The sequence below is a fragment of the Terriglobus roseus DSM 18391 genome, assembly GCF_000265425.1.
Taxonomy (GTDB): domain Bacteria; phylum Acidobacteriota; class Terriglobia; order Terriglobales; family Acidobacteriaceae; genus Terriglobus; species Terriglobus roseus.
The window spans coordinates 751399-777416 of record NC_018014.1 but is presented as its reverse complement, the minus strand read 5'-3'; the positions used below and the strand labels follow the sequence as shown (position 1 = coordinate 777416).

22 protein-coding genes and 1 tRNA gene are annotated in these 26018 nt (G+C 61.5%); 13 read left to right on the top strand and 10 right to left on the bottom strand.

The window, feature by feature from the left end:
• Positions 1-139 precede the first annotated feature (139 nt).
• On the bottom strand, positions 140-4126 hold the full coding sequence (locus TERRO_RS03385; RefSeq protein ID WP_014784599.1) for an alpha-amylase family glycosyl hydrolase: 3987 nt from the start codon (positions 4124-4126) through the stop codon (positions 140-142).
• 334 nt (positions 4127-4460) lie between these two features.
• A tRNA-Ile gene (locus tag TERRO_RS03380) sits at positions 4461-4536 on the bottom strand.
• Positions 4537-4717: 181 nt separating this feature from the next.
• On the opposite strand from TERRO_RS03380, the gene TERRO_RS03375 reads away from it, so the two are divergent.
• The gene (locus tag TERRO_RS03375) at positions 4718-6331 is read left to right on the top strand and encodes an inorganic phosphate transporter (protein WP_014784598.1); all 1614 of its coding nucleotides are present in this window, start codon (positions 4718-4720) and stop codon (positions 6329-6331) included.
• Positions 6332-6438: 107 nt separating this feature from the next.
• On the opposite strand, the gene TERRO_RS03370 is transcribed toward TERRO_RS03375, so the two are convergent.
• Positions 6439-6684 carry a hypothetical protein gene (locus tag TERRO_RS03370; protein WP_014784597.1) on the bottom strand — a complete coding sequence of 82 codons (246 nt, stop codon included), beginning with the start codon at positions 6682-6684 and terminating at the stop codon, positions 6439-6441.
• A gap of 205 nt (positions 6685-6889) precedes the next feature.
• On the opposite strand from TERRO_RS03370, the gene TERRO_RS03365 reads away from it, so the two are divergent.
• From TERRO_RS03365 to TERRO_RS03320, 10 genes are all read left to right on the top strand, one after another.
• Positions 6890-9412 (top strand): polysaccharide biosynthesis/export family protein, encoded by a 2523-nt coding sequence (locus TERRO_RS03365; RefSeq protein ID WP_169315273.1) that lies wholly within the window; start codon positions 6890-6892, stop codon positions 9410-9412.
• The gene (locus tag TERRO_RS03360; RefSeq protein ID WP_014784595.1) at positions 9412-10686 is read left to right on the top strand and encodes a GumC family protein; all 1275 of its coding nucleotides are present in this window, start codon (positions 9412-9414) and stop codon (positions 10684-10686) included. Before TERRO_RS03365 ends, TERRO_RS03360 begins: the two co-directional genes overlap by 1 nt.
• Position 10687: 1 nt before the next feature.
• Positions 10688-11986, top strand: a complete 1299-nt coding sequence (locus TERRO_RS03355) for a hypothetical protein (protein WP_014784594.1) — start codon at positions 10688-10690, stop codon at positions 11984-11986.
• Between the two features lie 63 nt (positions 11987-12049).
• The gene (gene rfbB, locus TERRO_RS03350) at positions 12050-13135 is read left to right on the top strand and encodes a dTDP-glucose 4,6-dehydratase (protein WP_041592429.1); all 1086 of its coding nucleotides are present in this window, start codon (positions 12050-12052) and stop codon (positions 13133-13135) included.
• Positions 13136-13194: 59 nt separating this feature from the next.
• Positions 13195-14091 carry a glucose-1-phosphate thymidylyltransferase RfbA gene (gene rfbA / locus TERRO_RS03345; RefSeq protein WP_014784592.1) on the top strand — a complete coding sequence of 299 codons (897 nt, stop codon included), beginning with the start codon at positions 13195-13197 and terminating at the stop codon, positions 14089-14091.
• Positions 14076-15152 carry a dTDP-4-dehydrorhamnose reductase gene (gene rfbD, locus TERRO_RS03340; RefSeq protein ID WP_014784591.1) on the top strand — a complete coding sequence of 359 codons (1077 nt, stop codon included), beginning with the start codon at positions 14076-14078 and terminating at the stop codon, positions 15150-15152. Before rfbA ends, rfbD begins: the two co-directional genes overlap by 16 nt.
• Positions 15153-15336: 184 nt before the next feature.
• Positions 15337-16371 (top strand): glycosyltransferase family 9 protein, encoded by a 1035-nt coding sequence (locus TERRO_RS03335; protein WP_014784590.1) that lies wholly within the window; start codon positions 15337-15339, stop codon positions 16369-16371.
• Positions 16368-16928, top strand: coding sequence for a D-glycero-alpha-D-manno-heptose-1,7-bisphosphate 7-phosphatase (locus TERRO_RS03330; RefSeq protein ID WP_014784589.1), 561 nt, complete (start codon positions 16368-16370; stop codon positions 16926-16928). The genes TERRO_RS03335 and TERRO_RS03330 overlap by 4 nt, the downstream gene beginning before the upstream one ends.
• A gap of 336 nt (positions 16929-17264) precedes the next feature.
• The gene (locus tag TERRO_RS03325) at positions 17265-17903 is read left to right on the top strand and encodes a sugar transferase (protein WP_245536205.1); all 639 of its coding nucleotides are present in this window, start codon (positions 17265-17267) and stop codon (positions 17901-17903) included.
• A gap of 48 nt (positions 17904-17951) precedes the next feature.
• Positions 17952-19121 (top strand): glycosyltransferase, encoded by a 1170-nt coding sequence (locus TERRO_RS03320; protein WP_245536204.1) that lies wholly within the window; start codon positions 17952-17954, stop codon positions 19119-19121.
• Positions 19122-19130: 9 nt separating this feature from the next.
• Here TERRO_RS03320 and TERRO_RS03315 read toward each other — a convergent pair whose 3' ends face one another.
• Together TERRO_RS03315 and TERRO_RS03310 are read right to left on the bottom strand one after the other, a co-directional pair.
• Positions 19131-19742: a hypothetical protein gene (locus TERRO_RS03315; protein WP_041592428.1), complete on the bottom strand. Its 612-nt coding sequence runs from the start codon at positions 19740-19742 to the stop codon at positions 19131-19133.
• Positions 19743-19926: 184 nt separating this feature from the next.
• Complete coding sequence (locus tag TERRO_RS03310; protein ID WP_014784585.1) at positions 19927-20472, bottom strand: bactofilin family protein; 546 nt, start codon at positions 20470-20472, stop codon at positions 19927-19929.
• Positions 20473-20704: 232 nt separating this feature from the next.
• On the opposite strand from TERRO_RS03310, the gene TERRO_RS03305 reads away from it, so the two are divergent.
• Both TERRO_RS03305 and TERRO_RS03300 read left to right on the top strand, forming a co-directional pair.
• Positions 20705-21400, top strand: coding sequence for a hypothetical protein (locus tag TERRO_RS03305; RefSeq protein ID WP_245536203.1), 696 nt, complete (start codon positions 20705-20707; stop codon positions 21398-21400).
• On the top strand, positions 21387-22019 hold the full coding sequence (locus tag TERRO_RS03300) for an FmdE family protein (RefSeq protein WP_245536202.1): 633 nt from the start codon (positions 21387-21389) through the stop codon (positions 22017-22019). Before TERRO_RS03305 ends, TERRO_RS03300 begins: the two co-directional genes overlap by 14 nt.
• Positions 22020-22098: 79 nt before the next feature.
• Here TERRO_RS03300 and TERRO_RS03295 read toward each other — a convergent pair whose 3' ends face one another.
• From TERRO_RS03295 to ruvB, 5 genes are all read right to left on the bottom strand, one after another.
• Positions 22099-22443 carry a hypothetical protein gene (locus TERRO_RS03295; protein WP_014784582.1) on the bottom strand — a complete coding sequence of 115 codons (345 nt, stop codon included), beginning with the start codon at positions 22441-22443 and terminating at the stop codon, positions 22099-22101.
• A gap of 87 nt (positions 22444-22530) precedes the next feature.
• Positions 22531-23985 carry an Asp-tRNA(Asn)/Glu-tRNA(Gln) amidotransferase subunit GatA gene (gene gatA, locus TERRO_RS03290; RefSeq protein WP_014784581.1) on the bottom strand — a complete coding sequence of 485 codons (1455 nt, stop codon included), beginning with the start codon at positions 23983-23985 and terminating at the stop codon, positions 22531-22533.
• A 126-nt stretch (positions 23986-24111) separates the two neighbouring features.
• Positions 24112-24495: an Asp-tRNA(Asn)/Glu-tRNA(Gln) amidotransferase subunit GatC gene (gatC, locus tag TERRO_RS03285; protein WP_014784580.1), complete on the bottom strand. Its 384-nt coding sequence runs from the start codon at positions 24493-24495 to the stop codon at positions 24112-24114.
• Positions 24492-24857 (bottom strand): DciA family protein, encoded by a 366-nt coding sequence (locus TERRO_RS03280; protein ID WP_014784579.1) that lies wholly within the window; start codon positions 24855-24857, stop codon positions 24492-24494. Before TERRO_RS03280 ends, gatC begins: the two co-directional genes overlap by 4 nt.
• A gap of 14 nt (positions 24858-24871) precedes the next feature.
• The gene (gene ruvB / locus TERRO_RS03275; protein ID WP_014784578.1) at positions 24872-25960 is read right to left on the bottom strand and encodes a Holliday junction branch migration DNA helicase RuvB; all 1089 of its coding nucleotides are present in this window, start codon (positions 25958-25960) and stop codon (positions 24872-24874) included.
• Between the last annotated feature and the right edge of the window lie 58 nt (positions 25961-26018).

Genomic DNA, 26018 nt, shown 5'->3' with positions numbered 1-26018 from the left:
TGTTTGATCCCTGGCGGCCGATGCCCTTCTAAGGGCGAGATCCAGGCACCCAGTCCCTTCCCTTCCTGACACTTCTCCCGGAAAAGAAAAACCCCACATCTCTGAGGCGAGGTGTGGGGTTTCTTGTCTGCGTCTTTGGTTAGAGTTTTGGTGCGGTGGTCTTCTTTGCGGACTTCTTCGCTGCGGCCTTTTTCCCTGCTGCGTTGATATCCGGGATCGAGGCGGTGTCGATGACGGTGTGACCGTCTGCGGCGTGGGCTTCGAGGACCGAGGTTGATTTCGACGTGGCCGGTGAGGAGGTGGACTTCTTTGCTGCGGCCTTCTTTGCGGGTGTTTTAGTGGCTGCTTTTTTCGCTGCCGTCTTCGCCGGTGCCGCCTTGACTGCCGTTGACTTTGCTGCGGCCTTCGTTGGTGTGGGCTCGGTTGCTACTTCAGTCCTGGTCGCAGGGGTCTTCGTAGCCGTTGCTTTTGCAGCGGTTGTTTTTGCAGCGGTGGCTTTTGCTGGTGCGGACTTTGCAGCAGTCTTGGTGGCAGGCGTCTTTGTCGCGGCGGACTGCTTTGCTGCGGCTTCTGACTCTGCGGTCAGTGCGGTGACCATGGTGTCGTACTGGTAGCCTGCGTCTGCTGCGGCCTTCAGGACCTGGGCTGCGGGGATGGACACTGGGGTTGCGCCTGCCGGTTGCAGCGCGGCGGTCAGGGTGAGCCACTGCAGCAGTTGCTCGAGCGCTTCGTGGTTGATGTAGCGGGTGCCTTCGTGTTCGTTGACGCCTGCGAGCCAAGTTACGTCGCCTTCAGCCCAGAAGGCTGCGGTGTCGAGCTTTGGCTGGGCGAGTGCGAGGCGGACGCGGGCTGCTGCTCGCCATGCGTCTTCGCCCTGTACGCCGACTTCGGAGAAGATTTCGGCGAGCGATGGGCGCAGTCCCAGGCGGTCGACGATGTTGTTGTCTTCCGGTGCCGTGATGACGGGCGACGGCAGTGCACGGAGTGCTGCGACGGTGAGGAGTGGTGTCCACAGTGCCTCAGGATGCGCTTCGATGGACATGCGTGGCGGCAGGGCGTGTGCGGCCTTTGCGGCTGCGACGGCCTTCACGGCTTCATCGGCGAGTGTGGTCAGTACGGCTGCGTAGGAGGTCGAGGTGGCTGCAGTTGCGGGCGCTGCCGGTTCGATCTCGCGCAGGCGATCGAAGACAGACTTTGCGCGTTCACCCCACTGCTGTGTGGCCCTGGTCTCTGCGAGTGGCTGCTGGCCGCGGGGTGCGATCATGCGGACCGCTTCCGCTCCGACTGCGTAACGGAGCGCGCCGGTCAGAGGCCGCAGACGCAGATGCGTGAGTGCTTCGTCGAGGCTGTGAACGCCTGCGCCGCCGAGACTGTCGCAGAGCTGTCCCCATGGCTGCGATGCGGATTCGCGCAGTTCACGCCAGTCGAGCAGGACGGCGTACTGGTAGCCGCGCAGGTCGAGCGTGAGGCCGCCGTTCACGAGGTCGTTGGAGCGGCGGATGTACTCGAGACCGCTGGCGGTGTCGCGCCATGCGAGGAAGAAGTCATCGCCGCGCGGCAGTGCGAGTGCGTCCGCGAGCGAGCGCTGCCAGAGGTCGCCGGTCCACTTGTTCATGGAGGCGGCCGAGACGTGGATGGTGCCGCGTGTGGACTGGATGGTGTTGTTGTAGGCGATGAGTGCGCGTTCGTTGCCGAGGCGGTTCGAATAAGCGAAGACGTTCTCATCGACGGAGCCGTTGTCGAGCCAGAAGTCGAAGAAGACGAAGTGTTCGCTCTCCGCGAAGAGCGCGCGGTTCTTCAGCAGTGGCGCGATCTCTTTCATGTGGCGCGCGACGAGCTCTTCGTTGGGCCACTCATCGAACTTGGCCTGTTTGTACTCCATGCCGTACTTCTCGGTGTAGCCCTCGATCTGGCCGTGGGCGAACATGGGCAGGCCGGGGATGGTGGCCATCATGGTGGAGACACCGAAGAACTTGTCGCCGGTTTCGAACTGCCCGATCGCCGTCTTTTCGTCGGGGTTGGACATGAAGTTGACGTAACGCTTCATGATGTCCGGATCGAACTCGATGGTCTTCTTGAGGTAGCTGCGGTACTTTGCGTTTTCTTCGTCGCGCAGCATGACCATGAAGGCCGAGTTATAGACGCGGTGCATGCCGAGTGTGCGGACGAAGTAGCCTTCGAGGAGCCAGAAGGCTTCTGCGAGGAGGAGCGTGCCAGGCACCTCTGCCTGGACGCGGTCGACGACTTCACGCCAGAACTCCTGCGGCATGATGGCGTCGAACTCTTCCTGGGTCATGGCGTCTTCCGCGCGTGACGGGATGGAGCCGCCCTGCCCTGGCAGCGGGAACCAGAGGCGCTGGACGTGACGTTTGGCGAGCACCATGGCCGCGTCGAAACGGATGATGGGGAAGCGGCGTGCGACGTCGAGGATGACCTGGATGACGTGTTCGCGGACGTTCTGCTTGGAGTAGTCGAGCTGTGCCGTGTCGTTCCAGGCGAAGGTGGTGCCGTCGTTGCCGTGGTAGAGGAACTCGGTGCGGTTTGAGCCATCGCGGTAGCGCATGCGATAGACGACAGCCGCATCCGTCTGGTCGAAATAGTGGTCCTCGAGCTTGATCTCGACGCGCGGGTCGGTGGAGAGATCGGGACCTTCAAAGCTGTAGTTGGGGTATGGACTCTCGCTGCGACGGATGAACCATTCCGGGTGTTCGATGACCCAGGTGGAGTCGAGGCCCATGTGGTTGGGCACCATGTCGCTGGCGAGACGCAGACCTACAGTGGCGGCGAGGTCGCGTAACTTTGCATAGGCGCTGTCGCCGCCGAGATCTTCAGCGATCGTGTAGTCCATGAGCGAGTAGGCAGAGGCGACGGCGTCTTCCTGGCCGCGGAGACGCTTGATGGTCTGCGAGGCGCGCGAACGTTCCCACAGGCCGATGAGCCAGAGGCCGGTCATGCCGCGGTCGCGGAGGAGCTGCAGCTCTTCGAGCGGGATCTGGTCGAGCCGATGGATGTGGCGGCGGTATTTCTTGGAGAGCTGCTCGAGCCAGACGTAGGTGCTCTTCGCCATGAGGACGACGTTGGGCATCCACGCGTCGTCGTGCGAGAAGGCTTCGTACTCATTCAGGGGCGCCTGGTAGTCGTGAGGTACGGCTCCTTCGACGAGGGCACCGCTGCGCGTGCGGAAGCGGCGACGGCGTGTGACGGTGCCGTCTTCGTCGGTGAAGTCTTCCCAGTACTCTTCGAAGCCTACGTACTCGTCGCCGACGAAGCCTTCTTTGCCACCGTACTCGACTGAGCCGTGCTGACGGACGTTGCGGCCGGGTGGGTTGAACTGCATCCAGATGGCGACTTCTTCTTCGCGCAGCGTGTCGATGGCGAGGAGGGTGCGGGACAGGGTGGCGCGAGCGCCAGTACCGAGTTTCGGCATCCACTTGTCGCGGATGTAGTCGAGCTGCTTGGAGAGCGAATCGGGTGCTTCTTCGAAGGGCAGTCGCAGGGCCTTGAGAAGGGTGCGCGCCTCGTCACCGAACTCGGGGCGGGTTTCGAAGTAGGCTTCGATGTCGGATTGGAACTCGATGTAGATGGGCGCGTCGCGACGGAGCGAGGTGTCGTCGAAGAGTGTGCGGAAGGGCCGGTAGGCCGGGTTCTGGTTGGCGAGCCAGAGGAGCAGGAGCTCTTCGAGCGCGACCTCGCGGTGGGGGCGGCCTTCGGTGGAGCCGGCGAGCCACTTTGCGGCGGTGATCTTGTTCTGGTAGACGGCGATGTTGGGGAAGCGCTCTGTGAAGGCGAGGAGCAGCGCGTCGACCTTTTTTTCACCGACGCGTTTGCCGAACCACTTAAGGGCGTCGGCGAGAACGGCGGGATCGTGCTCGAGGCGGTAGTGCTCGATGACGGCGTGGCTGAGTTCGTCGATGAGGCCCATGGCGAAGAGCTGGCCGGCGTGGACGACGGATTTGGGGTCTTCCTGCGGCGTGGGTCCGCCGGTGGCGATGCGGGCGTCGTTCATCTGCTGGGCAAGGCGGCGGCTTGCCGCAACATTGCCGAAGATCACATTGCCGGTATAGGAAAAGAGCAGATCCCGAAGGTCGAATTTATCTCGGAAACCGCGTGCAATGTGAAACTCCATGGACACCTCTGGGCCTTTCAGGTTGGGGAAACTTATGTCAGATACCGGACACTGGGCCGTGAATCCTAGGTCTTCTAGGTTCACTGTAGACCTGACGATGCCGATGCTCGCATGAATTGAGTTCGGCGCCGCCTGATTCCGTATCCGATGCGCGATTCGGCCCTGGGGTTCGCGCCGCGTGATGCCAGGGATTTCAGGAGTTACTTCAGGGCGTACCCGAATGGATAGAGGGGCTTGGCGGAATCGTGCGGTGCGCCAGGACTTTGTGCGGTTACCGCTGTCATGCTGCTGGCGACGGGCTGACACCGATGTCTGGGTTGCAAGTGGACGGGGATGGTGGGCCCACCAGGATTCGAACCTGGAACCAAGGGATTATGAGTCCCCTGCTCTGACCGTTGAGCTATAGGCCCGTTTTTGCGGAAAAGGCTGCAGGGCGATTCTACCTTTGTGTGGCGCTTTGGTGGTTGTTTGGGTGGTTGGGCCAACCCGGCAGCGCCATTCTGCTTCGATTCATGAGCCTGTAATGCTCTCTGCGCGGCAGGCTCGTAGAGTCGTTTCCATTCACGAATCCAGTCCCCCAAAGGCATCCCTATGGCTACGACCGCTCCTGCACCGCCGCTGTCTGCACTGGAACTGAAGCTTCAGAAGGCGAAGACATCGAAGACTGCGTGGGTTGGAACCGCGGTTTTCGGGGTGATGCTGGTCTGCGGGCTGGCCTACATCATTACGAAGTTGTCGAAGGATCTGGCGGAGGTTCATTCCGCTTCGGTCTTCCCTTACCTGCTGCTGGGCGTCGCGCTGCTGATTGCGCTGGGCTTCGAGTTTGTGAACGGCTTCCATGACACGGCGAATGCGGTGGCGACGGTGATCTATACGCACTCGCTGGAGCCGCACCTGGCTGTTGTGTGGTCGGGCGTGTGGAACTTCATCGGTGTGATCACGAGTTCGGGCGCAGTGGCGTTCTCGATCGTGGCGCTGCTGCCGGTGGAATTGATTCTGAAGGTGAGCAAGGGATCAGGCTTTGCCATGGTGTTTGCGCTGCTGGTTGCGGCGATCCTTTGGAACCTGGCGACGTGGTGGCGTGGGCTGCCGGCTTCGAGTTCGCACACGATGATCGGGTCGATTCTGGGCGTGGGCATCATGAACCAGATCATGCAGGGCCGGAGCGGCACGAGCGGCGTGGACTGGGAGCAGGTTACGAAGGTGTTCAAGGCGTTGCTGTTTTCGCCACTGATCGGCTTTGTGATGGCTGCGCTGATCTTTGGCCTCTTTAAGCTGCTGCTGCGGGATGAGCGTCTGTATAAGGCTCCGGAGGGCGATGATCCGCCGCCGTTTCATATCCGCGCGCTGCTGATTTTGACCTGTACGGGTGTCAGCTTCTTCCATGGATCGAATGACGGGCAGAAGGGCATGGGGTTGATCATGCTGATCCTGGTGGGTACGGTGCCGACGGCGTATGCGCTGAACCACACGGTGGATCGCGGGTCAGTGACGACGTTTGCTGCGGTGTCCACACAGGTGGCCGGAGCGCTGCACAACTATGAGGACACGGACGCGGTGGTGGGTGACAGCGGGCAGGAACTGGAGCGCTTCGTCAGCAGCCATGACTATCAGCCGGCGACCCTGGTGGCGACCGAGCAGATGGTGATTGCGATCCGCAACGAGGCCGTCAGCTACGGTTCGCTGGGGAATGTTCCGCAGGACATGCAGGCGAACGTCCGGAACCAGATGTACCTGACGAGCGAGGCGCTGCGCCTGATGGCGAAGAGCGGGCCGAAGATGAACGACGCGGACAAGGCCGCGATCGGCAACTACAAGGGCTTTCTGGATAAGTCGACGCGCTTTATCCCGACGTGGGTGAAGGTAGCGGTTGCGCTGGCGCTGGGCCTGGGAACAATGGTGGGCTGGAAGCGGATTGTGATCACGGTGGGCGAGAAGATCGGCAAGACCCATCTGACCTACGCGCAGGGTGCGGCGGCAGAGATCACGGCGATGATCACGATTGGGCTGGCGGACGGCTATGGCCTACCCGTGTCGACGACGCATGTGCTGAGTTCGGGCGTTGCGGGCACGATGGCGGCGAACAAGAGCGGGCTGCAGCTCTCGACAATTCGCGACATTGCCATGGCGTGGGTCTTTACGCTGCCGGCTGCGGCGTTGCTTTCGGCCGGTCTGTTCTGGGCGTTTAACGCGATCGCAAAATAAGCCAGCAATGTGGCAGTAGAAGGGGCTTTAGCTGTCCGGAGATCCGGTTAGCTAAAGCCCCTTTTCATGATGTGAAGGAAAATTGGAGCCTGTGAAGGGGGGTAGACCTAGTTGCGTGGGGTGGTTGCGGGTGTCGTGCCTGTATCGCCGGGCGCTGAGGGATTGATGTGGCCTGCGCTGTTTTCCGGCGTGGAGGAACGAATCCCGGTGCTTCCGGGGCCGGCCGTGGCAGGGTTATCCCCACGGACACCGGATGGCTCGGCCTTGGCAGTGCTTTCGGCGCCGTCGACGTGTCCTGCCTTGGTACCGCCTGCGTAGGTTTCCTTTTGGTTTTTCTCGGTGGATTCGCTCATGGGGATCCTTTCTGCGGCACGGGGTGGGGCGATCGGGAGAGGCTGTGCCCCGGCCCATCGCCGGTGTCCCGCTGTAGGACTCAGGCGTGGGGCGGCAAGATGCCCGGACAGCAGATGACATCCGGACCGCATCGTATCCGTTACACTTTTCTTTGTGCGGGCAGACAATTTTGGACCCTGCAGGATGCCCTTGAAGGACCTTTCCGTGACTCAAGCAGTTTCGCGCCAGGACGCTACGGCGCGCACCCGAAATAACCGGCGGATCTCCCTATCGAGTCGGCTGATCTCCAGCGCGCTTATGCTCGCCCTCTCCGGTACCGCAGTCCCCTTTGCGGCTTTTGCGCAGGCGGGTGCTCCCGCCGCCGCTGCAGCGTCCTCAGGACAAGCCGCTCCGCAGATCATTACTGTTCCAACGCCTGCGACACCTGCGACGACAACGCAGAGTGGACCGAACTGGAACCAGAGCACCCAGAACGCGAATAATCCGAACACCCGTAGCGATCGCTCGGACGACAACGGCAACATCGCAGGCCGACCGGTCAATGCAGACGCCCCGACGGAGTTCCAGTCGCTGGTGGCGCAGACCATAGGCAGCTATCTGCCCATCTTCGGCTCTGACCTGTTCAACAATGCGCCGAGCACGTTTGCGCCCCTGGGCGATTCGCAGGTGACTTCGGATTACCAGATCGGACCTGGAGACGAGATTCGGATCTCGACGACGGGTCAGTTGAACCAGCAGGGCACGTTCACCGTCGACCGCGGCGGCACGATCACGATTCCGGAAGTTGGCACGCTGAACGTTGCGGGTCTGCGTTTTGAGGAGCTTCGGCCGTTTCTGAAGCAGCAGCTTGGCCGTGTGTACCGGAACTTTGAGCTGAATGTGAGCATGGGGCAGCTCCGGTCCATTCAGGTGTACATCACGGGCGAGTCGCGCCGGCCGGGCGCTTACACGGTGTCTTCACTGTCCACGCTGGTGAACGCTCTGTTTGCATCGGGTGGCGTCAAGCCGCAGGGCAGTCTGCGCCGAATTCAACTGCGCCGCGCCGGCAACGTGGTAACGGAGATCGATCTTTACGACCTGCTGCTGCATGGAGACAAGAGCAAGGACGCGAAGCTGCAGCCCGGCGACATTATCTTTATTCCGGCGACCGGGCCACAGGTAGCGGTGATTGGTTCCGTGACCGAGTCGGCGATCTATGAGCTGCGTGGCGAGACCACGATCAGCCAGTTGCTGGGCCTGGCGAACGGTCTGACGAGTACGGCGAATGGGATGTCCGCGCGGCTTGAGAGTATTTATAACCACTCCCAGCGCATGCTGCGGGATATCAACCTTCAGACTTCGGGCAGCGTGGTGTTGCAGGGCGGCGACATTCTGACGGTCTCGCCAATCTCGGACGAGTATAAGGATGCGATCACGTTGCGGGGCAATGTGACGTATCCGGGCCGCTATGTGTGGCATGCAGGGATGCGAATCTCTGACCTGATTACCAGCCGTGCGTCGTTGCTGACACGTGGCTACTTCCGCGCGCGGAATGCACTTGGATCGCCTTCGGGCGGCTACCAGCCCGACCAGGGTCGCGTTGCGGTAAGCACTTCGCCGTCGACCGCGAATGGAAATGCAGCAGCACCAGGGGCACTGACGCAGAGCACACCCGGCAACCGGCGCGATGCTCCTACGCCGACGACCAGCAGCGTGGCCAACTCTAACGGCAGCGGTACAACCGTGGGCGATGCACTGACGCAGAACAATGGCACCTTTACCGCCAAGAACGACATCGTTCTTTCCGCACCGGATGTGGATCTGGCGTACGCCGTGATTGAGCGTCTTGATCCGGTGGCACTGACGACTTCATTGATCCCGTTTAACCTCGGCGCCATGTTGAATGGCGACGCCAGCCAGAACCTTTCGCTGGAAGCCGGTGATGTGGTCACGATCTTCTCAAAGTCCGATATCCGTGTGCCCCAATCGCAGCAAACGAAGTTCGTCCGTCTGGAGGGCGAGTTTGTTGGCGCAGGTGTGTACAGCGCAAAGCCAGGCGAGACACTGCGGCAGTTGATTGCACGTGCGGGTGGCTTCACACCGGATGCGTACCTGTACGCCTCAGAGTTCACGCGGCAGTCGACGCGCCGTGTGGAGCAGCAGCGCTTGCGTGAGTACGCGGATTCGTTGGAAACGCAGATCAACACGCAGGCGGGCGCACAGATTGCAGGATCGGTTGATCCGAATTCAGCGGTTCAGTCTACGAACGCCTCCGCAGACAGCGCGCGGCAGGCCGTTGCACGTATCCGCCGCATGCAACCGAGCGGCCGCATCGTGCTGAAGCTGTCGCCGACGGCAACCGGTCTGGACGCCGTTCCGGATATTGCATTGGAAGATGGCGACCGCTTCATCGTTCCGCGGGAGCCGTCCAGCGTGGCTGTCTCCGGCGAGGTCTACAACGCCTCCTCGTTCCTGTACAAGCCACACCTGCAGGTCCGCCACTATCTGCGTGACGCTGGCGGCCCGCAGCGGACGGCAGACGCGAAGCGCTTGTTTGTGGTGCGCGCAGACGGATCCGTGGTGTCTCGCACCTATACGAATGTGGAAAAGGCAGCGATCTTGCCGGGCGACACGATCGTGATGCCGCCGAAGATGACGCGCGGGAACATCCTGCGTGATGCCGTTATCATCGCCTCTGCGTTGAGTTCGCTGGGCGTGAGCTTGTCGGTACTGGCGTTGGTGCGGTGATGGAAAGATCCTTTAGTTCTGCCAGTACAACGATTGAATCGACCACGGCTAGTCCGGAGCTGGGCGGCGGTGGCCACCTGTACCCAGGCCCGGATGCAATCACGATGAGTGAACACCCCGCCAAGTCGGGCCCTTTGCCTTCTTCTGAAGAGGGCTTCGATGTACTTGAGATCTTCGTGATCTTGTCCCGCCACTGGCGCCTGATCGCCGCGACGACCGCAGTATTTGCGGTGCTCGGCATGGTGGCGACGTTCTATATGGCGAAACGCTACACCGCCAACGCCAGCTTCCTGGTCGATCAGGAGACGGGCGGGCAGACCGGACTCATCCTTTACCGGCAAAGCGATCCGACAATTTCACTGCTGGAAAGCCAGGCGATTGCAGCGTACGTACTGCAGCATACGGGCCGGGAGATCTTCGAAAAGGGCGAGCGGCCGGGCGCAATGGCGAATGTGCCAACGCGTTCGCTGGCCAATCGCATTCGGTCAGAGAGCACTGCCAGCAAATCCGCTGAAGGCCTGTACATTCTGTCCGTGCAGGACACCTTGCCGGAGCGTTCAGTAGCGATTGCGAATGCCTACCTGGAAGCGCTCCAGGATCTTGGTGACCGTATGAACTTCGAGAGCGCATCGCGGACCCGGCAGTTTTACCAGACTCAGATGGAGAGCGAGCGCAGCGAACTGGAGAAGGCTGAGGGTGACTTGAAGGCGGCACAGGAGCGTACGGGCCTGTTGCAGCCGGGATCGCAGACCAGCTTGCAGTTGTCCCAGATCTCCCAGTTGCGATCACAGATTGTCGCACTCGAAGTGCAACGGAGCATGCTCCAACAGTCGGCCACTGCGGAGAATCCGGAGATGATTCGGCTTAACTCGCAGTTGTCACAGCTGCAGTCGACTGTGGCCTCGCTCCAGGCCAAGATCAACAGCCCCAATAATCAAAACGTCGCAACGCAGGATCTCGAAGTAAGCCGCTTACAGCGCGTGGTTGATTATCACCAGGGCCTGCTTTCTTCGCTGGCGACGCAATATGATCGTGCGCGCATCCAGGAGACGTATCGCGTTCCGCGTGTCCGAGTTGTTGATCGCGCATCGCTGCCCGTACCGAAGACTGCACCGAAGCGCGGTTTAATCACGGTTTTCTGTACGGCGTTTGGCCTCTTCCTGGGGATGGTGCTGACCGGACTGCTGGTCATGAAGGACAAGCTGTCGCGGGACCCAGTGTCAAGCCGAAAGCTTCGGGAGATCCGAAAGAGCCTTCTTCTGCGGAAGGCATAGCATGCGTCCTAAGCAGCTACATCCCACAGCCTGGCGAGTGTTTGTGGCGCTTTTCGTAATGCTGGTCGTCTTTCCCAAGGGAGGGTTTCGGCTAGGGGGGCTGCCGATCACTTGGGGCTACCTGATGCTGTTCGGGTCGCTCGTAGCGTTGATGCCCTACCGGATGTATGTTGTTAAAGCGCTGTGGGTGCGCAGGCAGATCGTCGCGCTTGGGACACTTGTGCCGTTTGCACTGATCTTCTTTTATGCACTTGGGGGCTATGGAGCATCGGACAGTTATCAGAAGAACGGCGTAGTAAGTACCTCAATTAGCCTGATATTCCTGCCCATTGTGTTTCTCTGGTTTTACCCGCCGATGCTTCCGCTGCTGAATCGCACCCAGGTGATGAAGTGCTTACGTTATTGCGTACTGATCACCGCGTTATTCGGCATCTTCCTGTTCTTCTGGCGGCCCTTTACCGGGATCAACATCCATATCCCGTTTCTTACGACGAACGGCAGCGATGCGGGAGATCCAGCGGCGACGAGCAATAACTCCCGCGGCTTTTTCTTTAAGCTGATCTCCACCTATAACAATGGCAATATCTATGGTGCTGCCACACTGATCCTTCTGCGTCTCTTTGACGAGGCGACACCCCGCCGGTGGGAACGGTGGGTGGTTCGGACTGCACTCTTTCTTACACTCAGCCGCACGATATGGGCGGGCCTCATCTTCAACGAGTTGCTCTCTCTTGGTGCGGCACTTTTGAGTCAAGCGCAGTCGTTTCCTCGACTCCGTCTGGGTCGCACCGCGAAACTCACAGTGGCGGCGGTTGCGTTCGGTCCCATCTTCTTCCTTGCGTCCAAGATGATGCAGCGGAATGAAGCTTCATTTCTCTTGGACCCGACCCTTGGCGGGCGGACATATCAGTTCCAACATCTGGGTGAAGTTCCATTTTTCCCTAATTTTCAGAGCCACTACATGATCACGGAGATCGTCTATCTATCCTCTGTCAACGAATTTGGCTATGCCGGTTCGGTTGCCGTCACGATCCTCCTACTTGGGCCGATCGGTATTCTCTTGCTGGACAAGCGCGCCTTGCAGGATCCCATCCGAATGGCTGCATTCAAGGGGCTGGTCCTTTACGCCTTCCTTTGCACATCGGATGGCGCTATCGCACTGATACCCGTCGCTGCCTTCTATTGGTTCACTTATATGATCTTCTTATTTGGTCTGCCGGGCAGACAGCCGCACGTTCTTGGGCAAAGGCAGTTCGTAGCCATTGCGTCGATCCCACAAGAGCGATCCCTTTTAACCTGAGCAGTATTTTTTAACCGGAATGATGCGAGCGAAGCTTCTCCGATGCAAGAGACACTAAGACAAATGACTCACACCGCACCCCTGCTTGTGACCGGCGGCGCCGGCTTTATTGGATCCAACTTTGTGCTTCGGCATCTTCGGGATGCTGCTGCGTCTGGTGTCGTTACGCTGGATGCGCTGACCTATGCCGGGAATCCGCATAATCTTGATTCGCTGATGGGGGACACGCGGCATACGTTGGTGCATGGTGACATCCTTGACCGCGAGTTGGTCGCTTCCCTGCTGCAGAAGCATCGGCCGCGCGCCATTGTTCACTTTGCTGCGGAGAGCCACGTGGACCGTTCGATCCTTGGCCCGGGTGCGTTTCTGAGGACCAATATCGATGGCACGTTTGCGCTGCTGGAGTGTGCGCGCGAGTATTTTGCGACGCTTACGGGCGAGGAGCGCGAAGGCTTCCGCTTTCTGCATGTTTCGACCGACGAAGTGTACGGCACGCTAACGCCGGATGCTCCGGCATTCCATGAAGACACGCCGTTTGCACCGAACAGTCCCTATGCTGCGAGCAAGGCTGCGAGCGATCACCTGGTGCGCGCATGGACGCATACGTATGGTTTGCCGACGCTGATCACGAACTGCTCGAATAACTACGGGCCGTACCAGTTTCCGGAGAAGCTGATTCCGCTGGTGATCAACAACGCGCTTGCAGGTAAGCCGCTGCCGGTCTATGGCGACGGCATGCAGGTGCGCGACTGGCTGTTTGTGGAGGATCACTGCTCGGCGATTGAGACGGTGTTGGCGAACGGCCGGCTGGGCGAGACGTACAACGTGGGTGGCAACAATCAGCAGACCAACATCAGCGTGGTGAAGACCATCTGCGCGCTGCTGGATGAGTTCAAGCCGAAGGGCACTTCCTATGCGGACCAGATCACCTATGTGACGGACCGTCCCGGGCACGATCGCCGCTATGCGATTGATGCACGCAAGATTCAGCGCGAGTTGAACTGGTTCCCTGCGCAGGATTTTGTGAATGGTTTGCGGCTGACCGTTCGTTGGTATCTCGATAATCAGCCCTGGGTTGAGAATGTTACGAGCGGCGCGTATCGCGAGTGGATGGATACAAACTACAGCGCACGCACCGAGGGCGCATAGAGGATGACGAACACTTCCGCCGCTTTCCCAACTTTGAAGTTCGACCTGGAGGTCTGCGCATGAAGGGCATTATTCTCGCCGGAGGCTCCGGCACGCGTCTGCACCCGGTGACGCAGGCTGTCAGCAAGCAGTTGTTGCCGGTGTATGACAAGCCGATGATCTACTATCCGCTGTCGACGCTGATGCTGGCGGGGATTCGCGAGATCCTGGTGATCTCGACGCCGAGCGATACGCCGCGCTTTCAGCAGTTGCTGGGTGATGGATCGCAGTGGGGTCTGCAGTTGGAGTATGCGGTTCAGGCTTCGCCGGATGGGCTGGCTCAGGCGTTCCTGATTGGTCGTGAGTTCCTGGCGGGCGACAGCGTGTGCCTGGTGCTGGGTGACAACATCTTCTATGGCCATGATCTGGCGAAGTCGCTGCGCAGTGCGGCGGAGCGGACCGAGCGCGACGGCGGCGGACACGTCTTCGCCTACGCGGTCACGGATCCTGAGCGGTATGGCGTTGTCGAGTTCGATCAGGCGCATCGTGCGATCTCGCTGGAAGAGAAGCCGACGGAGCCGAAGTCTCGCTATGCGGTGACGGGTATCTATTTCTACGGCCCGGACGTGGTGGCTTGCGCGGAAGGGATTCCAAAGTCTGCGCGTGGTGAGTATGAGATCACCGATGTGAATCGCCACTACCTGGAAGCGGGGCGGTTGCATGTGGAGGTGATGGGCCGTGGTGTTGCGTGGCTGGACACAGGGACCCATGACTCGCTGCTGGATGCTTCGATGTTCATCAGCACCATTGAGCGGCGCCAGGGATTGAAGGTGGCTTGTCCTGAGGAGATTGCTTACCGGTTGAAGTGGATCGATGCCGCGCAGTTGGAAGTGATGGCGAACCGGTATGGCAAGAGTACTTATGGCGAGTATCTGCGCCGGCTGGTGCGGGACACGATTCAATGGGAAGCTTCCTAGCGGTTGTTCCGGAACATCGAGGAGGCACCATTCAGATTCACGGCAAGATTTTGATTACAGGAACGTCGGGCCAGGTCGGCTCGGCGTTGCTGCAGCGTCTGCGGAAGAATCGCAAAGACATTCCGGTCGTTGCACCAACACGCGCCGAGATGGACCTGGCGAGTGCGGATAGTATCCGTTCGTATGTGCGTTCGGTCGAGCCGCGATGGATTGTCTCGTGCGCTGCTTACACCGCGGTGGATGCGGCGGAGAGCGACCGCGAGGCTGCGTTTGCGGCAAACGCCGTCGCACCAGGCGTGCTTGCGGAAGAGGCGGCAGCGCTGGGTACGGGCATCGTGCACCTTTCGACGGATTATGTCTTTCCCGGCGACGGGACGCGGCCTTGGACTGAGACAGATGCGACGGCGCCGCCGAATGTTTACGGAGCGTCGAAGCTGGCGGGTGAAGAGGCGATTGCCGCCGTTGCGGCGGAGACTGGGGCGCTGCCGTGGTTTGTTCTGCGGACGTCGTGGGTTTATTCAGGCGGCGGGAAGAACTTTGTGCGGACGATGCTGCGGCTGCTTTCGACGAAGACCGATCCGCTGCGTGTGGTGGCGGATCAGCACGGCGCGCCGACGGCGGCGGCCGATCTTGCAGACGCGATCCTGGCCATGATGTTGATGGGCGAAGACCTGGCTGCGCAGGCTGCGACGGGAGAGAACAGCAAGGCTTTAGGCAGAGAGATGAAGGCGAAGGGTGCGGTCGCACTGCCTCCTCTGATGCCCGCGCTTGCAGATCTTTCCGGTGTGTATCACTGCGCCGGGACCGGCGATACGACGTGGGCCGGGCTGGCTGACGCTGTGCGTGATGCGTTGGTGGAAGAACACGGCATGACGCCGCCGGAGATCATTCCGGTGCCCAGCTCGGCCTATCCAACGCCTGCGGCTCGTCCGCTGAATTCGCGGATGGACTGCAGCAAGCTGGCGGAGAACTTCGGGATACGGTTGCCGCATTGGCGTCAGTCTGTTGCCGAGGCATTGCGGGAGCTTGCTGCGACGGATCTACCTGACGGCGGTAAGTGACCGGGCGGTAGGTGCCTGTGCTTCTGCCGTAGATCAATGGCAACATTCACGCGGGCCCTTTACCCATCGCAGCCTCATCCTTTTGGATTTCTGTCGCGATGCGGGATGACACCTTCGTTGTCCGGGATGGCGGGTTAGTTGCGTTTGATGACAACTACCGGATGTGTAGCATCGAGAGAAGACCATGAAGCGTGCACTGATCGTTAAACTTGGCGCCATTGGCGACGTGATTATGACCGTGGCGGCGGTGGGTCAGCTCCATGCGCAGGGGTACGCGATCGATTGGGTCTGCGGTCCCGCAGTCAGTGGACTGCTGCGCTGCTACTCGTGGATCAACGTGATTGAGGCGGATGACCGCGCGGTGTTGAAGGGTTCGTTTCCGGAGCGGGTGCGCGCTGTGGGTGCGGCATGGAAGCAGCTTTCCGCAACGAAGTACGACCTGAAGGCGACGCTGTACTACGATGCTCGCTGGCAGATCTTCACGCTGCCGGTGCGTGCCACGCGCAGCCTGACGTTGAGCCACACGGATCGCAACCGGCGATTGCTGCCGACACGGCCGCATGCGGATGAGTTTGCGCGGGCGCTGCTGGGATGGAAGGACACCTGCCGCGATGTGAGCCTGGCGCCGCATCGGCCGGATCGTCTGCCGCCCTCTCCCCTGCCACCGCCCGGCGCGCGACGGATTGCGATGGTGCCCGCCGGCGCGAGCAACATGGTTCGTCAGCAGACGCTGCGCCGATGGCCGGCCGACCGCTATGTAGCGATTGCAAGGACGCTGCTGGAGCGCGGTGATGAAGTTGTGTTGCTGGGCGGGCCCGGCGATGCGTGGGTGCGGGAGGAGTTTACCGAGCTGGCCGGACATCCGCGACTGATCGATCTGATTGGCAAGACGACTTTGCCGGAGCTGGTGAGTACCTGTGACACCTGCTCGCTGGTGCTGTCGCATGACACCGGTCCGCTGCATCTGGCGGGACTGAGTGTGGCGCCCGTGCTGGCACTGTTTGGGCCTACCGATCCGGGTAGTTTTCTGCCGCGGCGCAGTGGTGTGCGGGTGCTGTGGGGTGGCGAGGGTTTTGCCTGCAGGCCCTGCTATGACGGACAGAACTTTGCACCGTGCGAGAGCAATGGCTGCATGCAGTCGATTGCTACAGAGACGGTGCTGCAGGTGATGGACGAGATGCTGTCTCCTGGACTGGTCGCCATTGAGGCTGCGCAATGAATCTGCGACCGGCACTGTTTCTTGATCGTGACGGAGTCATCAACGAAGAGGTCGATTACCTGTGGACTTGGGATCGGTGCCGGTTTGTTGACGGGATTGTCCCGTTGCTGCAGACAGCCCACCGGCTTGGGTACTTTGTCGCGGTGGTGACGAACCAGGCTGGCATTGGCCGGGGAATGTACACCGAGGCTGATTTTCATGCGCTGATGGATCGTATGTCGGAAGAGCTGGGTAAGTCAGGTGTTCATTTTGACGCAGTGTATTTCTCGCCCTTTCACCCGGTGCACGGTCTGGGCGAGTACAAACGTGACACGGACTGCCGCAAACCCGGCCCCGGCATGATGTTACAGGCGGCGCGCGAGCATGGCCTGGACCTTAAGCGGTCCATCCTGGTGGGGGACCGCTGCACGGATATGCAGGCAGGAGCGGCTGCGGGAATCGGTGAACTCTTCCTGTTCGGTTCGACCGAGGATGGAGAATGCGCAGGCGCTTCTTATACTCTGATCAATAATTTTTCCGCGGTAGCACGGCAACTGCAAAACCGAGCACTTTTGTGAGATTTAGGGTGTCATTGCGGACATCCTCTTAGCCAGATACCGCGTCAGAAGTTGGACAGGCGACGTGTCGGTATTGAGGGGAGTTCAGCGTTCGTAAAGATTGCTGCTCGTCGCACGACTCTACGAAGTAATCAGTGTCTACACAGGCAGGCAATCTAGCCGGATACCGCGGTTTCCCGGAAGTGCCGGGCTTGGCGGGAGTCGGCGGCAGGTTAACCGGTCGACCCGACCCCCAGGGAATGGATGCAATCTGACGAACATACTAGTGGTCCGGTACCCGCACTTGTGGGTTATCCGGCGTCCGAATACACCCTTTCGCAAGGTGCAGAACGTCGCGTGGTAGCTTCCCCCTCATATCGCTTCTCCTATGTGGTGCTGAAGCGCATGGTGGATATCGGACTGGTGTTACTGTTCAGTCCTTTCTGGATTCCGCTGTGTCTCTCCATCGCGTTCTGCGTGGTGCTGACATCGCCCGGCCCGGTGTTCTTTTCGCACCGGCGGATTGGTCGCGCGGGTGTCTTCTTCTCGATGTGGAAGTTCCGGACGATGTGTGTTAACTCTGCTGAGGTGTTGGAGCAGCATCTGGCACAGCATCCGGAAGATCGCCAGGAGTGGGCAAGCAGCCACAAGCTGAAGAACGATCCACGGGTTACGCCGCTCGGCCGGTTCCTGCGTCGCTCGTCACTGGATGAGCTGCCACAGCTTTGGAACGTGCTGGCTGGCCGTATGACTCTGGTGGGACCCCGTCCCATTGTGGCTGCAGAGGCTGAGAAGTATGGCGAGGACTTCTCGTACTACCTTGCTGTGAAGCCCGGAATCACAGGGCTTTGGCAGACATCGGGACGGTCTACGACGTCATATGAAGACCGGGTTTCACTGGACCGTCGTTATGTCGAAGATTGGTCCATCGCAATGGATTTGAGCATCCTGCTGCGGACCGTGACGAAGGTCGCGAACTCCGACGGTGCCTACTAGATCCTCTGCTGAGTTTTCAATCCCCTGCCGCTGCAATAGCCTAGAGTGATGTCCATGCGTGTTGCCGTTCTGCATCATTGGTTCGTCACGCGTGGCGGTGGCGAGCGTGTGGCCGAGTGCCTGGCGGCACTGCTGCCTACGGCTGACCTGTTCACGCTGGTGAGCGCACCGGAGGGCCTGCCGGAATCACTGCGCGGGCGGCGACTTACCAATTCCTTTCTGCAGAAGATTCCGGGCGCTGTCAGCAATCACAGGCACTTTATGCCGCTGTATCCCGAGGCTACGCGTTCGCTGGATCTGCGAGGCTACGACCTTGTGGTATCGTCCGACTCCGGTCCGGTGAAGGCCGCCACGTTGGAGGCCGATGCGGTGCATCTTTGCTATTGCCACTCGCCGATGCGTTACCTGTACGACGGGTACGAAAGCTATCGTGCGTCGATGGGTGGGGTGACGCGCGCGGTGTTTTCTGCAACGGCGCCGCGGGTGCGTCGTGCGGATATTGCTGCGGCGAAGCGGGTGACGAAGTTCCTGGCGAATTCGGCTTATGTGGCGGAGCGGATTCGTGGTGCCTATGGGCGGCAGGCCGATGTGGTGCATCCGCCGATCGATCTGCATCGTGCACGCCTGAATCCGCCGGGAGCGGCGTACCTGGCGGCGGGACGGCTTGTCTCGTACAAGAAGACGGAGCTGATGATTGAGGCCTGCGAACGGCTGGGACGGCCGTTGCGTGTGGCCGGCACCGGGCCTGAGGAGGCTCGGCTGCGGCGCATGGCGGGGCCCAACACGACGTTCCTGGGGTCGCTACCAACCGAGGCGCTATGGGATGAGTACAGCCGGGCGCGGGCGCTGCTGTTTGCGGCGGATGAGGACTTTGGCATGGTACCGCTGGAGGCGCAGAGCTGCGGCCGGCCCGTGATTGCCTACGGTATTGGTGGATCGCTGGAGACGGTACGCGGTGCAGGCGGCGAGGGCGACTCGGATGAACTGCCGCCCACCGGCCTGTTCTTTGCGGAACAGACGGCGGCGTCACTGGCGGATGCGATTGTGCGCTTTGAAACGCAGGAAGACCGCTTCTACGCCGAGGCCGCGCAGGCGCATGCTGCGGGCTTTGCTACGCCGATCTTCCTGGCGAATATGCGGCGCGAGATTCTGGGCGTGATGCCGCAGGCTGAGCCGCTATTAGCGACCGTGGAAGAGGCCGTGGCAACGGTCGGATAGGTCTCGCGGTTATTTCGCCGGAGTGGGATTGGGAACGGGAGCGGCTGCTGGTTTTGCTGCAGGCTTCTTGGGAGCGGCTTTCCGCTTCTTTACGGGCTGCGGCGTCGGTTGCGGTGCGGTAGGCTGCTGGGCGGCGGCAAGGGTGCTGGCCTGCTGCTGCACGGTGGACTGGAGCTCAGCGATCCGCTTCTCCTGAGACCTAAGTCCGGTGAGGATGATTTCGCCCAGGTCGCGACGCGCTGCATCGAGAAGCTGCGCAGACTTTTCAAGTTGCTGATTCTGATCCCGGGGTGCGTTGCCACGCGACATGATGGTGACGCGCAGGAGGACGCTGTAGAGCGCGTCGAGGTTCAGGAGGACCGGCAGGGATGCCGAGGCGGCTGTGGGCGCAGCATCGGACGCTGTGAGCAGCGGCGGCAGTGTGTTGGCGAGGTCTTTCTGCATGGAGAGGAGGTTGGCATCGACCTCTTCCCGGGCGCCGTTGCCGCCCTTCCACTTATTCAGATCGACGGCGCTGCCGGCCTTGGCGACGCTGTCCAGCGCGGGCGCGATGAGCGACGATGGCTTCTGCACCGGCTCCTGCGCGTGGATGGTGCTGGCACCCAACAGGATGAGCGACAAGAGGACTTTGGCGAATCTATGGGGGCGACATTCCATGGGGCGTTGGATGCCTTTCGTGTTGCGGATGTTTCCAGTGCACGCGGCGCGCCAAAGAGGGGGACGGCCTCGCCGGTGGGGTGCGACGGAAAGCGAAGAGCCTCGACGATATCGTCGAGGCCCCTGCGTGGATCGCGGTGTGTTGCTGTTACGAGGCGGACTCGACTGCGACGAGCTGCGGCTGATCTGCCGAGGCTGCAACCGGTGCTGCGCTGCCGGCCTTGGCGTCGCCCGGCTTGCGGATGTCGATGCCACCCTTGAAGAAGGCGCCGTCTTCGATGGAGATACGTGCGGCGATGACGTCGCCGGTCAGCGAGCCTTCGCTGCGGATGTCAATTCGGTCGCTTGCCTGGCAGTTGCCACGGACCTTGCCCAGAACGACGATCTCGCGAGCGGAGATGTTCGCTGCGACCTGGCCGTTACGACCAACGGTGACGCGGTTGCCGGGCAGGTTGATGGTGCCTTCGATACGGCCGTCGATATAGAGCGATTCCGAACCGGTAACCTCACCCTTGATCATCAGGCTCTTGCCGATGGTGGCCTGTTCGCCGGTTGCGGCTGCTGCCTGGGGCGAAGCGGTACGGGTGCTGGGCGCCTCAAACGACGAGGCGGGCGCTGCCGGAGTGGCGGGGCGCACGGGTTCAGGGGTGGATGGTGTGGCGTTACCGGAGCCGGGAGTGTTGGGTTTCCACATGAGCTTCTGAAGTTCCTTTCGGCTTGAAAATCCGGGCGCAACGGGCGATTCCTTCGGCCGCGTACGCGAGAATGTCTGCCTGCATCTTACTCCGCCCGTTACTCCGTAGATTCTGCCCGCATGCGGAAAACTATTCCGAATTGGTGGGAGAACCGAGTTGGATACGCGAACGAATGTTCGCTGTGCATTCCACACGATAGTTTGCGCTGCAGGGCAGCCTTAGGCTTCGCGTATGCGAAATGCTTGCAGGTTGTGGATGGTTGGGGCATTGCTTGGTCTCTCGTCGATGGCAAATGCTGCGTCGAAGGTGCATGTTGTGGCGCTGGGGCCGGTGCGCCGAGTGCCGTATGTGGCCGCGGATGTCTCGCGCGACGCGAAAGAGGATGAGGCGGGAATGTTGCGGATTCGCCCGCTGACAGTGGACGGCGTGGTGCGTGAGTGGACTACGGGGGATCAGCACAACATCACGGATCGCAGCTTTGTGACTCGGCGTGTGATCCACGTGAACGATGCTCTGCCGAGCGACAAGGCGGGGCGATGGGTCTGGCAGCCGGGGCCGTGGATACTGATCGATCGCGTGTCCGGCCGGGTGACGGCATTGCATCTGCCGGAGTTTGACGCGAGCCTGAGCGAGGTGGCGTGGTATCGCGACTATGCGGCGTATTGCGGGATCCATGTTGCGGCGAAGGGCGGCGGCCTGACCGCGCAGGTGTGGCAGATTGGAACTCGGCGAGCCGCGCTGAACAAGGTGATTGCGCCATGGCCGCAGGCGGAGCGTGTGCGGCCCGTGTGTGCTGTGCCGGTGTGGCAGCGTGAGCCGATGCGTGTCACGATGCAACCGGCAGGCGGCGATGCGGTCTCGTACGAGGTGGTAGGGACTTCGACGCAACTGGTCGAAGACGGTGAAGGTGGGGATGATGACAACTGAAGCGGTTTCACCGCTGGATCTGGATGCTTTGCTGCAGGACGCGGCGGTTGCACATGGGCACCTGTGTGCGGGACAGGTGTTAGGCGTGCGGATGGCGATGCATGCGTGTCACCTGCTGGGCGTGGAAGAGCCGCGTGGCAAGGATCGCAAGCGGCTGGTTACGTTTGTGGAGATCGACCGTTGCGCGACCGATGCGATCGGCGTGGTGACGGGATGCCGGTTGGGCAAGCGCGCTTTGAAGTTTGTGGACTGGGGCAAGATGGCCGCGACCTTCATCGATCTGCAGAGGACTGCTGGCGCTGATGTCTACGGCGGTGTGCGGGTGGCTGCGCGCGAGAGTTCGCGTGATCTGGCTCGCGAACGCTTTCCGGAGATGACGGATAAGAATCAACAACAGATGCGTGCCTATCGCGAACTAAGCGATGACGATCTGTTCTCGGTGGAGCAGGTGGAAGTCACGCTGCCGCCAAATGAGTTCCCGGGATTCAAGGGAGGTCGCGTGGCGTGTGCGGAGTGTGGCGAAGGAATTAACTACAAGCGCGAAGTTGTCATCGACGGGCGCGTGCTTTGTCATGGATGCGCTGCGCCTGAGCGTCGGTATTATCGGGTGATTTCGTAAATCGAGCTTTCTTCAAATACAAAGGCCGGTGCGTCTCCGCACCGGCCTGAACTTCTTGCATCAAGGTTGGCTGTCGAAGTTACCGGCGACCGTAGCCGCCACGACCCCAACCACCGCCACGCCCGTAGCCGCCTACATAACCGCGACCGCCGTAGCCGTAACCACCGCGATAGTATCCGCCGCCGTAGGGGCGTCCATAGTAGGGGCGTCCGTAGCCAGCGCCGTAGTACGCGGGATAGCCATAGGCGTAAGGAGCGGGATAGGCCGTGTAAGCAGGGGGATAGTAGCCGCCGTATGCGGGAGTCCCGATGCTGATGCCAAAGCCGATGCGCTGAGCTTCAGCCTTGTGCGGCGCCGCGAACAACAGGGCACCTGCGAGGGCCGCGCCCGAAAGCCACTTCGTAATCGTCTTTGTCATGCTCATTACCGCACCTCCATCGTGCAATAGTGAGAACACACCGACTCCTGGGATGTTGCGCGATCCGCGATCAATTATCGCCGACGCGCCTGTTTACGCCGCGGGTTGCGCAGCCTCTACAGCGCGGGCAACCCGCAGCAGTTTGCTCTCCTGAAAATGACCTGCGAGGAGCTGAACGCCGATGGGCAACCCTCCCTGCGTCTGGCCGCACGGCACGCTGATGCCGCAGATACCAGCGAGCGATGCAGCGACCGTATAGATGTCTGCGAGATACATGCTGATGGGGTCGTCGGTCTTCTCGCCGAGCTTCCACGGCGGTGTGGGTGTCATGGGTGTGACGATGGCGTCGACCTGTTCGAAGGCTGCAAGGAAGTCACGCGCGATGAGTGTGCGGACCTGCTGCGCCTTGCGATAGTACGCGTCGTAGTAACCCGCGGAGAGTGAGTATGTGCCGAGCAGGATGCGGCGCTTGACCTCTGCACCGAAGCCCTCTTCTCGGCTCTCGCGATACATGGTGGAGAGGTTCTTCGGCGACTCGGTGCGATGGCCGAAACGTACGCCGTCAAAGCGGCTGAGGTTGCTGGAGGCTTCGGCCGTTGCGAGCACGTAATAGGTCGGCACAGCGTACTGTGTGTGCGGCAGGCTGATGGGATGCACAGTGCAGCCCTGCGCCTTGAGGTCTTCGATGGTCTTCTCGACGGCTGCGCGAATCTCTGCGTCGAGGCCTTCGGCGAAGTATTCCTTCGGGATGCCGATGCGCATGCCTTCGACGGGCTTTGCGGACTCAGCGACGTAGTCGTCGACGGGCGCCTGCGCGCTGGTAGCGTCCATGGTGTCGGGGCCTGCGAGTACGCCGAGGACGGTGGCTGCATCGGCCACGGTGTGCGTGAAGGGGCCGACCCGATCAAGCGAACTGGCGAAGGCGATGAGGCCGTAGCGCGAGATGCGGCCGTAGGTGGGCATGAGGCCGACGACACCACAGAAGGCTGCGGGCTGACGCACCGATCCGCCGGTGTCAGTACCAAGCGATGCTGCGCAGAACTCTGCTGCAACGGCTGCGGCTGAACCACCCGACGATCCACCGGGAACGCGGTCGAGCGCGCGTGGATTGCGGACGGGGCCGTAGGCGCTGTTCTCATTGCTGCTGCCCATGGCGAACTCGTCGCAGTTGAGCTTACCCAGCAGCACAGCGCCGGCCGCTTCAAGCTTTGCGACGGAGGTGGCGTCGTAGGGCGGGTGATAGCCCTTGAGAATGGCGGAGCCGGCAGTCGCGGGTGCACCCTGCATGGCGAGCACGTCCTTGATGCCGACGGGCACGCCTGCGAGCACAGGCAGCGTGTCGCCCTTGGCCGCCATGGCGTCGATGCGTGCGGCCTGCGCGAGTGCACGTTCGTCTGCGAGGGAAAGGAAGCTGTTGATCTCCTGCCCAGCGATCTGGTCGCCTGCGCGGATCTTTGCGAGGTGTGCGGTGGCGAGCGCCGTGGCGGTGGAGCTGCCGTTAAGGATCGCGGCGCGGATGCTTTCGATGGTGCGTGCTTCAGTCGTCATCGGTGGTCCTGAAAGATGGCTTGCGCTTATGTTTCGTGGCGCTTTGGAGTTCTGCTGGTCGCGCTTTGCGCGATGCCCACCTTAGCTTCGCGAAGGTGGGGCACCCGGTGTGGTGGCGCTGCAGTGCTAGCGCTCGATGACCTTTGGCACGCGGAAGAAGCGGCCGTCGGTGTCGGGTGCTTCGTGCATGACGGCGGCGCGATCGACGGAGGGCTTTGGCTGGTCGGGGCGCAGCGATGAGCCGGCGAGTGCGGGGCCGCGCTGCAGCAGCTGGCCTACCTGCGCGAGCGGCGGCACGTCCGTGGTGTCGAGCGCGGCGAGTGCGGCGACGTGGCCCAGGATCGCGTTGAGGTCACGCTGCATGCGCGGCTCTTCTTCTGCGGTGAGCTGCAGGTTTGCGAGCGCGGCGACGTGGCGCACGTCGGCAAGCGTCACACTTGCGTCGGCTGCGTGCGGCGTTGCGGGCGGAGCTTCGTTGGGGTCGACTACTTCGTTTGTCTCGGTGCTCATGAGGTCTTTCTGGTTCGGACTCGTGCGGGCATTTTCGGCCGCGGTCTGTCCGAGGGAATCTCGGCTCGGCGCGCATCTGCTGCGGCTGCCGGCAACAGGAAAAGTATATCGGTCAGGGGAACACCGCTGATACGCGCGAGATCACGTTTGAGCTGGTCGGCGGTGGTACGCAGTTGTGCCTGCCATACGGCGTCGGGCACGGTGACGGTGACGGCGCCGTCTTCCAGGTCTGTGACGGACGTTCGTTCCGCGATGCCGTGGCCCGCGGCTACCGGCCATGCGGAGGCGAGACGGTCCAGCGGCGACAGGGCGGACAACGACTTCGCCAGCGAACTTCGAAGCAGATCGCGCATCAACTGCATGGCTGCTTCCCTTCCTACTCGAAGAGCGTCGGACGGTCGTACTGGCCGGCCTTGGTGGGCACGGGGATGCCGAAGTGTTCGTAGGCACGACGCGTGGCGACACGGCCGCGCGGTGTGCGGTCGAGGAAGCCGATCTGCATCAGGAACGGCTCATAGACCTCTTCGAGCGCGTCTTCTTCTTCCGCAAGCGCTGCAGCCAGTGTGTTGAGGCCGACCGGGCCGCCGTCGTACTTTTCAATGATGGTCATCAGCAGACGGCGATCGAGTTCGTCGAAGCCGTGCTCGTCCACTTCCAGCATCTGCAGCGCGGCCTTCGCGGTGGCGCGGTCGACGATGCCGTTGGCGCGGACCTGTGCGTAGTCACGCACGCGGCGCAGCAGACGGTTGGCGATACGCGGTGTGCCGCGCGAGCGCATCGCGATCTCAGACGCGCCGTCCGCGTCGATGGTGACGCCCATGACCTCGGCGCTGCGTTCGACGATGAAGCGGAGGTCGTCGTCGTTGTAGAACTCAAGCCGTAAGAGGATGCCGAAGCGCGAACGCAGCGGCGACGAGAGCAAGCCGGGGCGCGTGGTAGCTGCGACGAAGGTGAAGGGGCGGATCTCCATGACGTGCGTGCGTGCCGCGGGGCCGCTGCCGATGATGATGTCGAGCTTGTAGTCCTCGAGCGCGGTGTAGAGCTTTTCTTCGAGCACCGGTTGCAGCCGATGGATCTCATCGAGGAAGAGCACCTGCTTTTCGCGCAGGTTGGTGAGGATGGCGGTGAGGTCGCCCTGGATCTGCAGGGCGGGGCCGCTGGTCTGCTGGAAGCCGACGTTCATCTCGTTGGCGATGATGGTGGCGAGTGTCGTCTTGCCGAGGCCCGGCGGTCCGAAGAGGAGCACGTGATCGAGCGCTTCGCCGCGCGACTTTGCCGCTTCGAGCGCGATGGCGAGCTGCTCCTTCGCCTTGGCCTGGCCGATGAATTCACGCAGTTGTGTGGGGCGCAGCTTCAGTTCGAAGGCGGCGTCCTCGCCCACGCTGCTGGCGCTTACGAGCCGCTCGGCGTCGGCGCTTTTGGGCGACCGGCTGCTGTCAAAGCGCTTCTTGTTCAGGAAATCCATCTCAGGCGATGGTACGGCGAAGATTGCGAGGCCGCAATCTCCTTTGGGATGAGGCGAG

Excerpts from the sequence above, each read along its gene's own strand:
- TERRO_RS03385 (WP_014784599.1), bottom strand. The coding sequence starts at position 4,126 with ATGGAGTTTCACATTGCACGCGGTTTCCGAGATAAATTCGACCTTCGG.
- TERRO_RS03375 (WP_014784598.1), top strand. The coding sequence starts at position 4,718 with ATGGCTACGACCGCTCCTGCACCGCCGCTGTCTGCACTGGAACTGAAG.
- TERRO_RS03370 (WP_014784597.1), bottom strand. The coding sequence starts at position 6,684 with ATGAGCGAATCCACCGAGAAAAACCAAAAGGAAACCTACGCAGGCGGT.
- TERRO_RS03360 (WP_014784595.1), top strand. The coding sequence starts at position 9,412 with ATGGAAAGATCCTTTAGTTCTGCCAGTACAACGATTGAATCGACCACG.
- TERRO_RS03355 (WP_014784594.1), top strand. The coding sequence starts at position 10,688 with ATGCGTCCTAAGCAGCTACATCCCACAGCCTGGCGAGTGTTTGTGGCG.
- rfbB (WP_041592429.1), top strand. The coding sequence starts at position 12,050 with ATGACTCACACCGCACCCCTGCTTGTGACCGGCGGCGCCGGCTTTATT.
- rfbA (WP_014784592.1), top strand. The coding sequence starts at position 13,195 with ATGAAGGGCATTATTCTCGCCGGAGGCTCCGGCACGCGTCTGCACCCG.
- rfbD (WP_014784591.1), top strand. The coding sequence starts at position 14,076 with ATGGGAAGCTTCCTAGCGGTTGTTCCGGAACATCGAGGAGGCACCATT.
- TERRO_RS03335 (WP_014784590.1), top strand. The coding sequence starts at position 15,337 with ATGAAGCGTGCACTGATCGTTAAACTTGGCGCCATTGGCGACGTGATT.
- TERRO_RS03330 (WP_014784589.1), top strand. The coding sequence starts at position 16,368 with ATGAATCTGCGACCGGCACTGTTTCTTGATCGTGACGGAGTCATCAAC.
- TERRO_RS03320 (WP_245536204.1), top strand. The coding sequence starts at position 17,952 with ATGTCCATGCGTGTTGCCGTTCTGCATCATTGGTTCGTCACGCGTGGC.
- TERRO_RS03310 (WP_014784585.1), bottom strand. The coding sequence starts at position 20,472 with ATGTGGAAACCCAACACTCCCGGCTCCGGTAACGCCACACCATCCACC.
- TERRO_RS03305 (WP_245536203.1), top strand. The coding sequence starts at position 20,705 with ATGCGAAATGCTTGCAGGTTGTGGATGGTTGGGGCATTGCTTGGTCTC.
- TERRO_RS03300 (WP_245536202.1), top strand. The coding sequence starts at position 21,387 with ATGATGACAACTGAAGCGGTTTCACCGCTGGATCTGGATGCTTTGCTG.
- TERRO_RS03295 (WP_014784582.1), bottom strand. The coding sequence starts at position 22,443 with ATGAGCATGACAAAGACGATTACGAAGTGGCTTTCGGGCGCGGCCCTC.
- gatA (WP_014784581.1), bottom strand. The coding sequence starts at position 23,985 with ATGACGACTGAAGCACGCACCATCGAAAGCATCCGCGCCGCGATCCTT.
- gatC (WP_014784580.1), bottom strand. The coding sequence starts at position 24,495 with ATGAGCACCGAGACAAACGAAGTAGTCGACCCCAACGAAGCTCCGCCC.
- TERRO_RS03280 (WP_014784579.1), bottom strand. The coding sequence starts at position 24,857 with ATGCAGTTGATGCGCGATCTGCTTCGAAGTTCGCTGGCGAAGTCGTTG.
- ruvB (WP_014784578.1), bottom strand. The coding sequence starts at position 25,960 with ATGGATTTCCTGAACAAGAAGCGCTTTGACAGCAGCCGGTCGCCCAAA.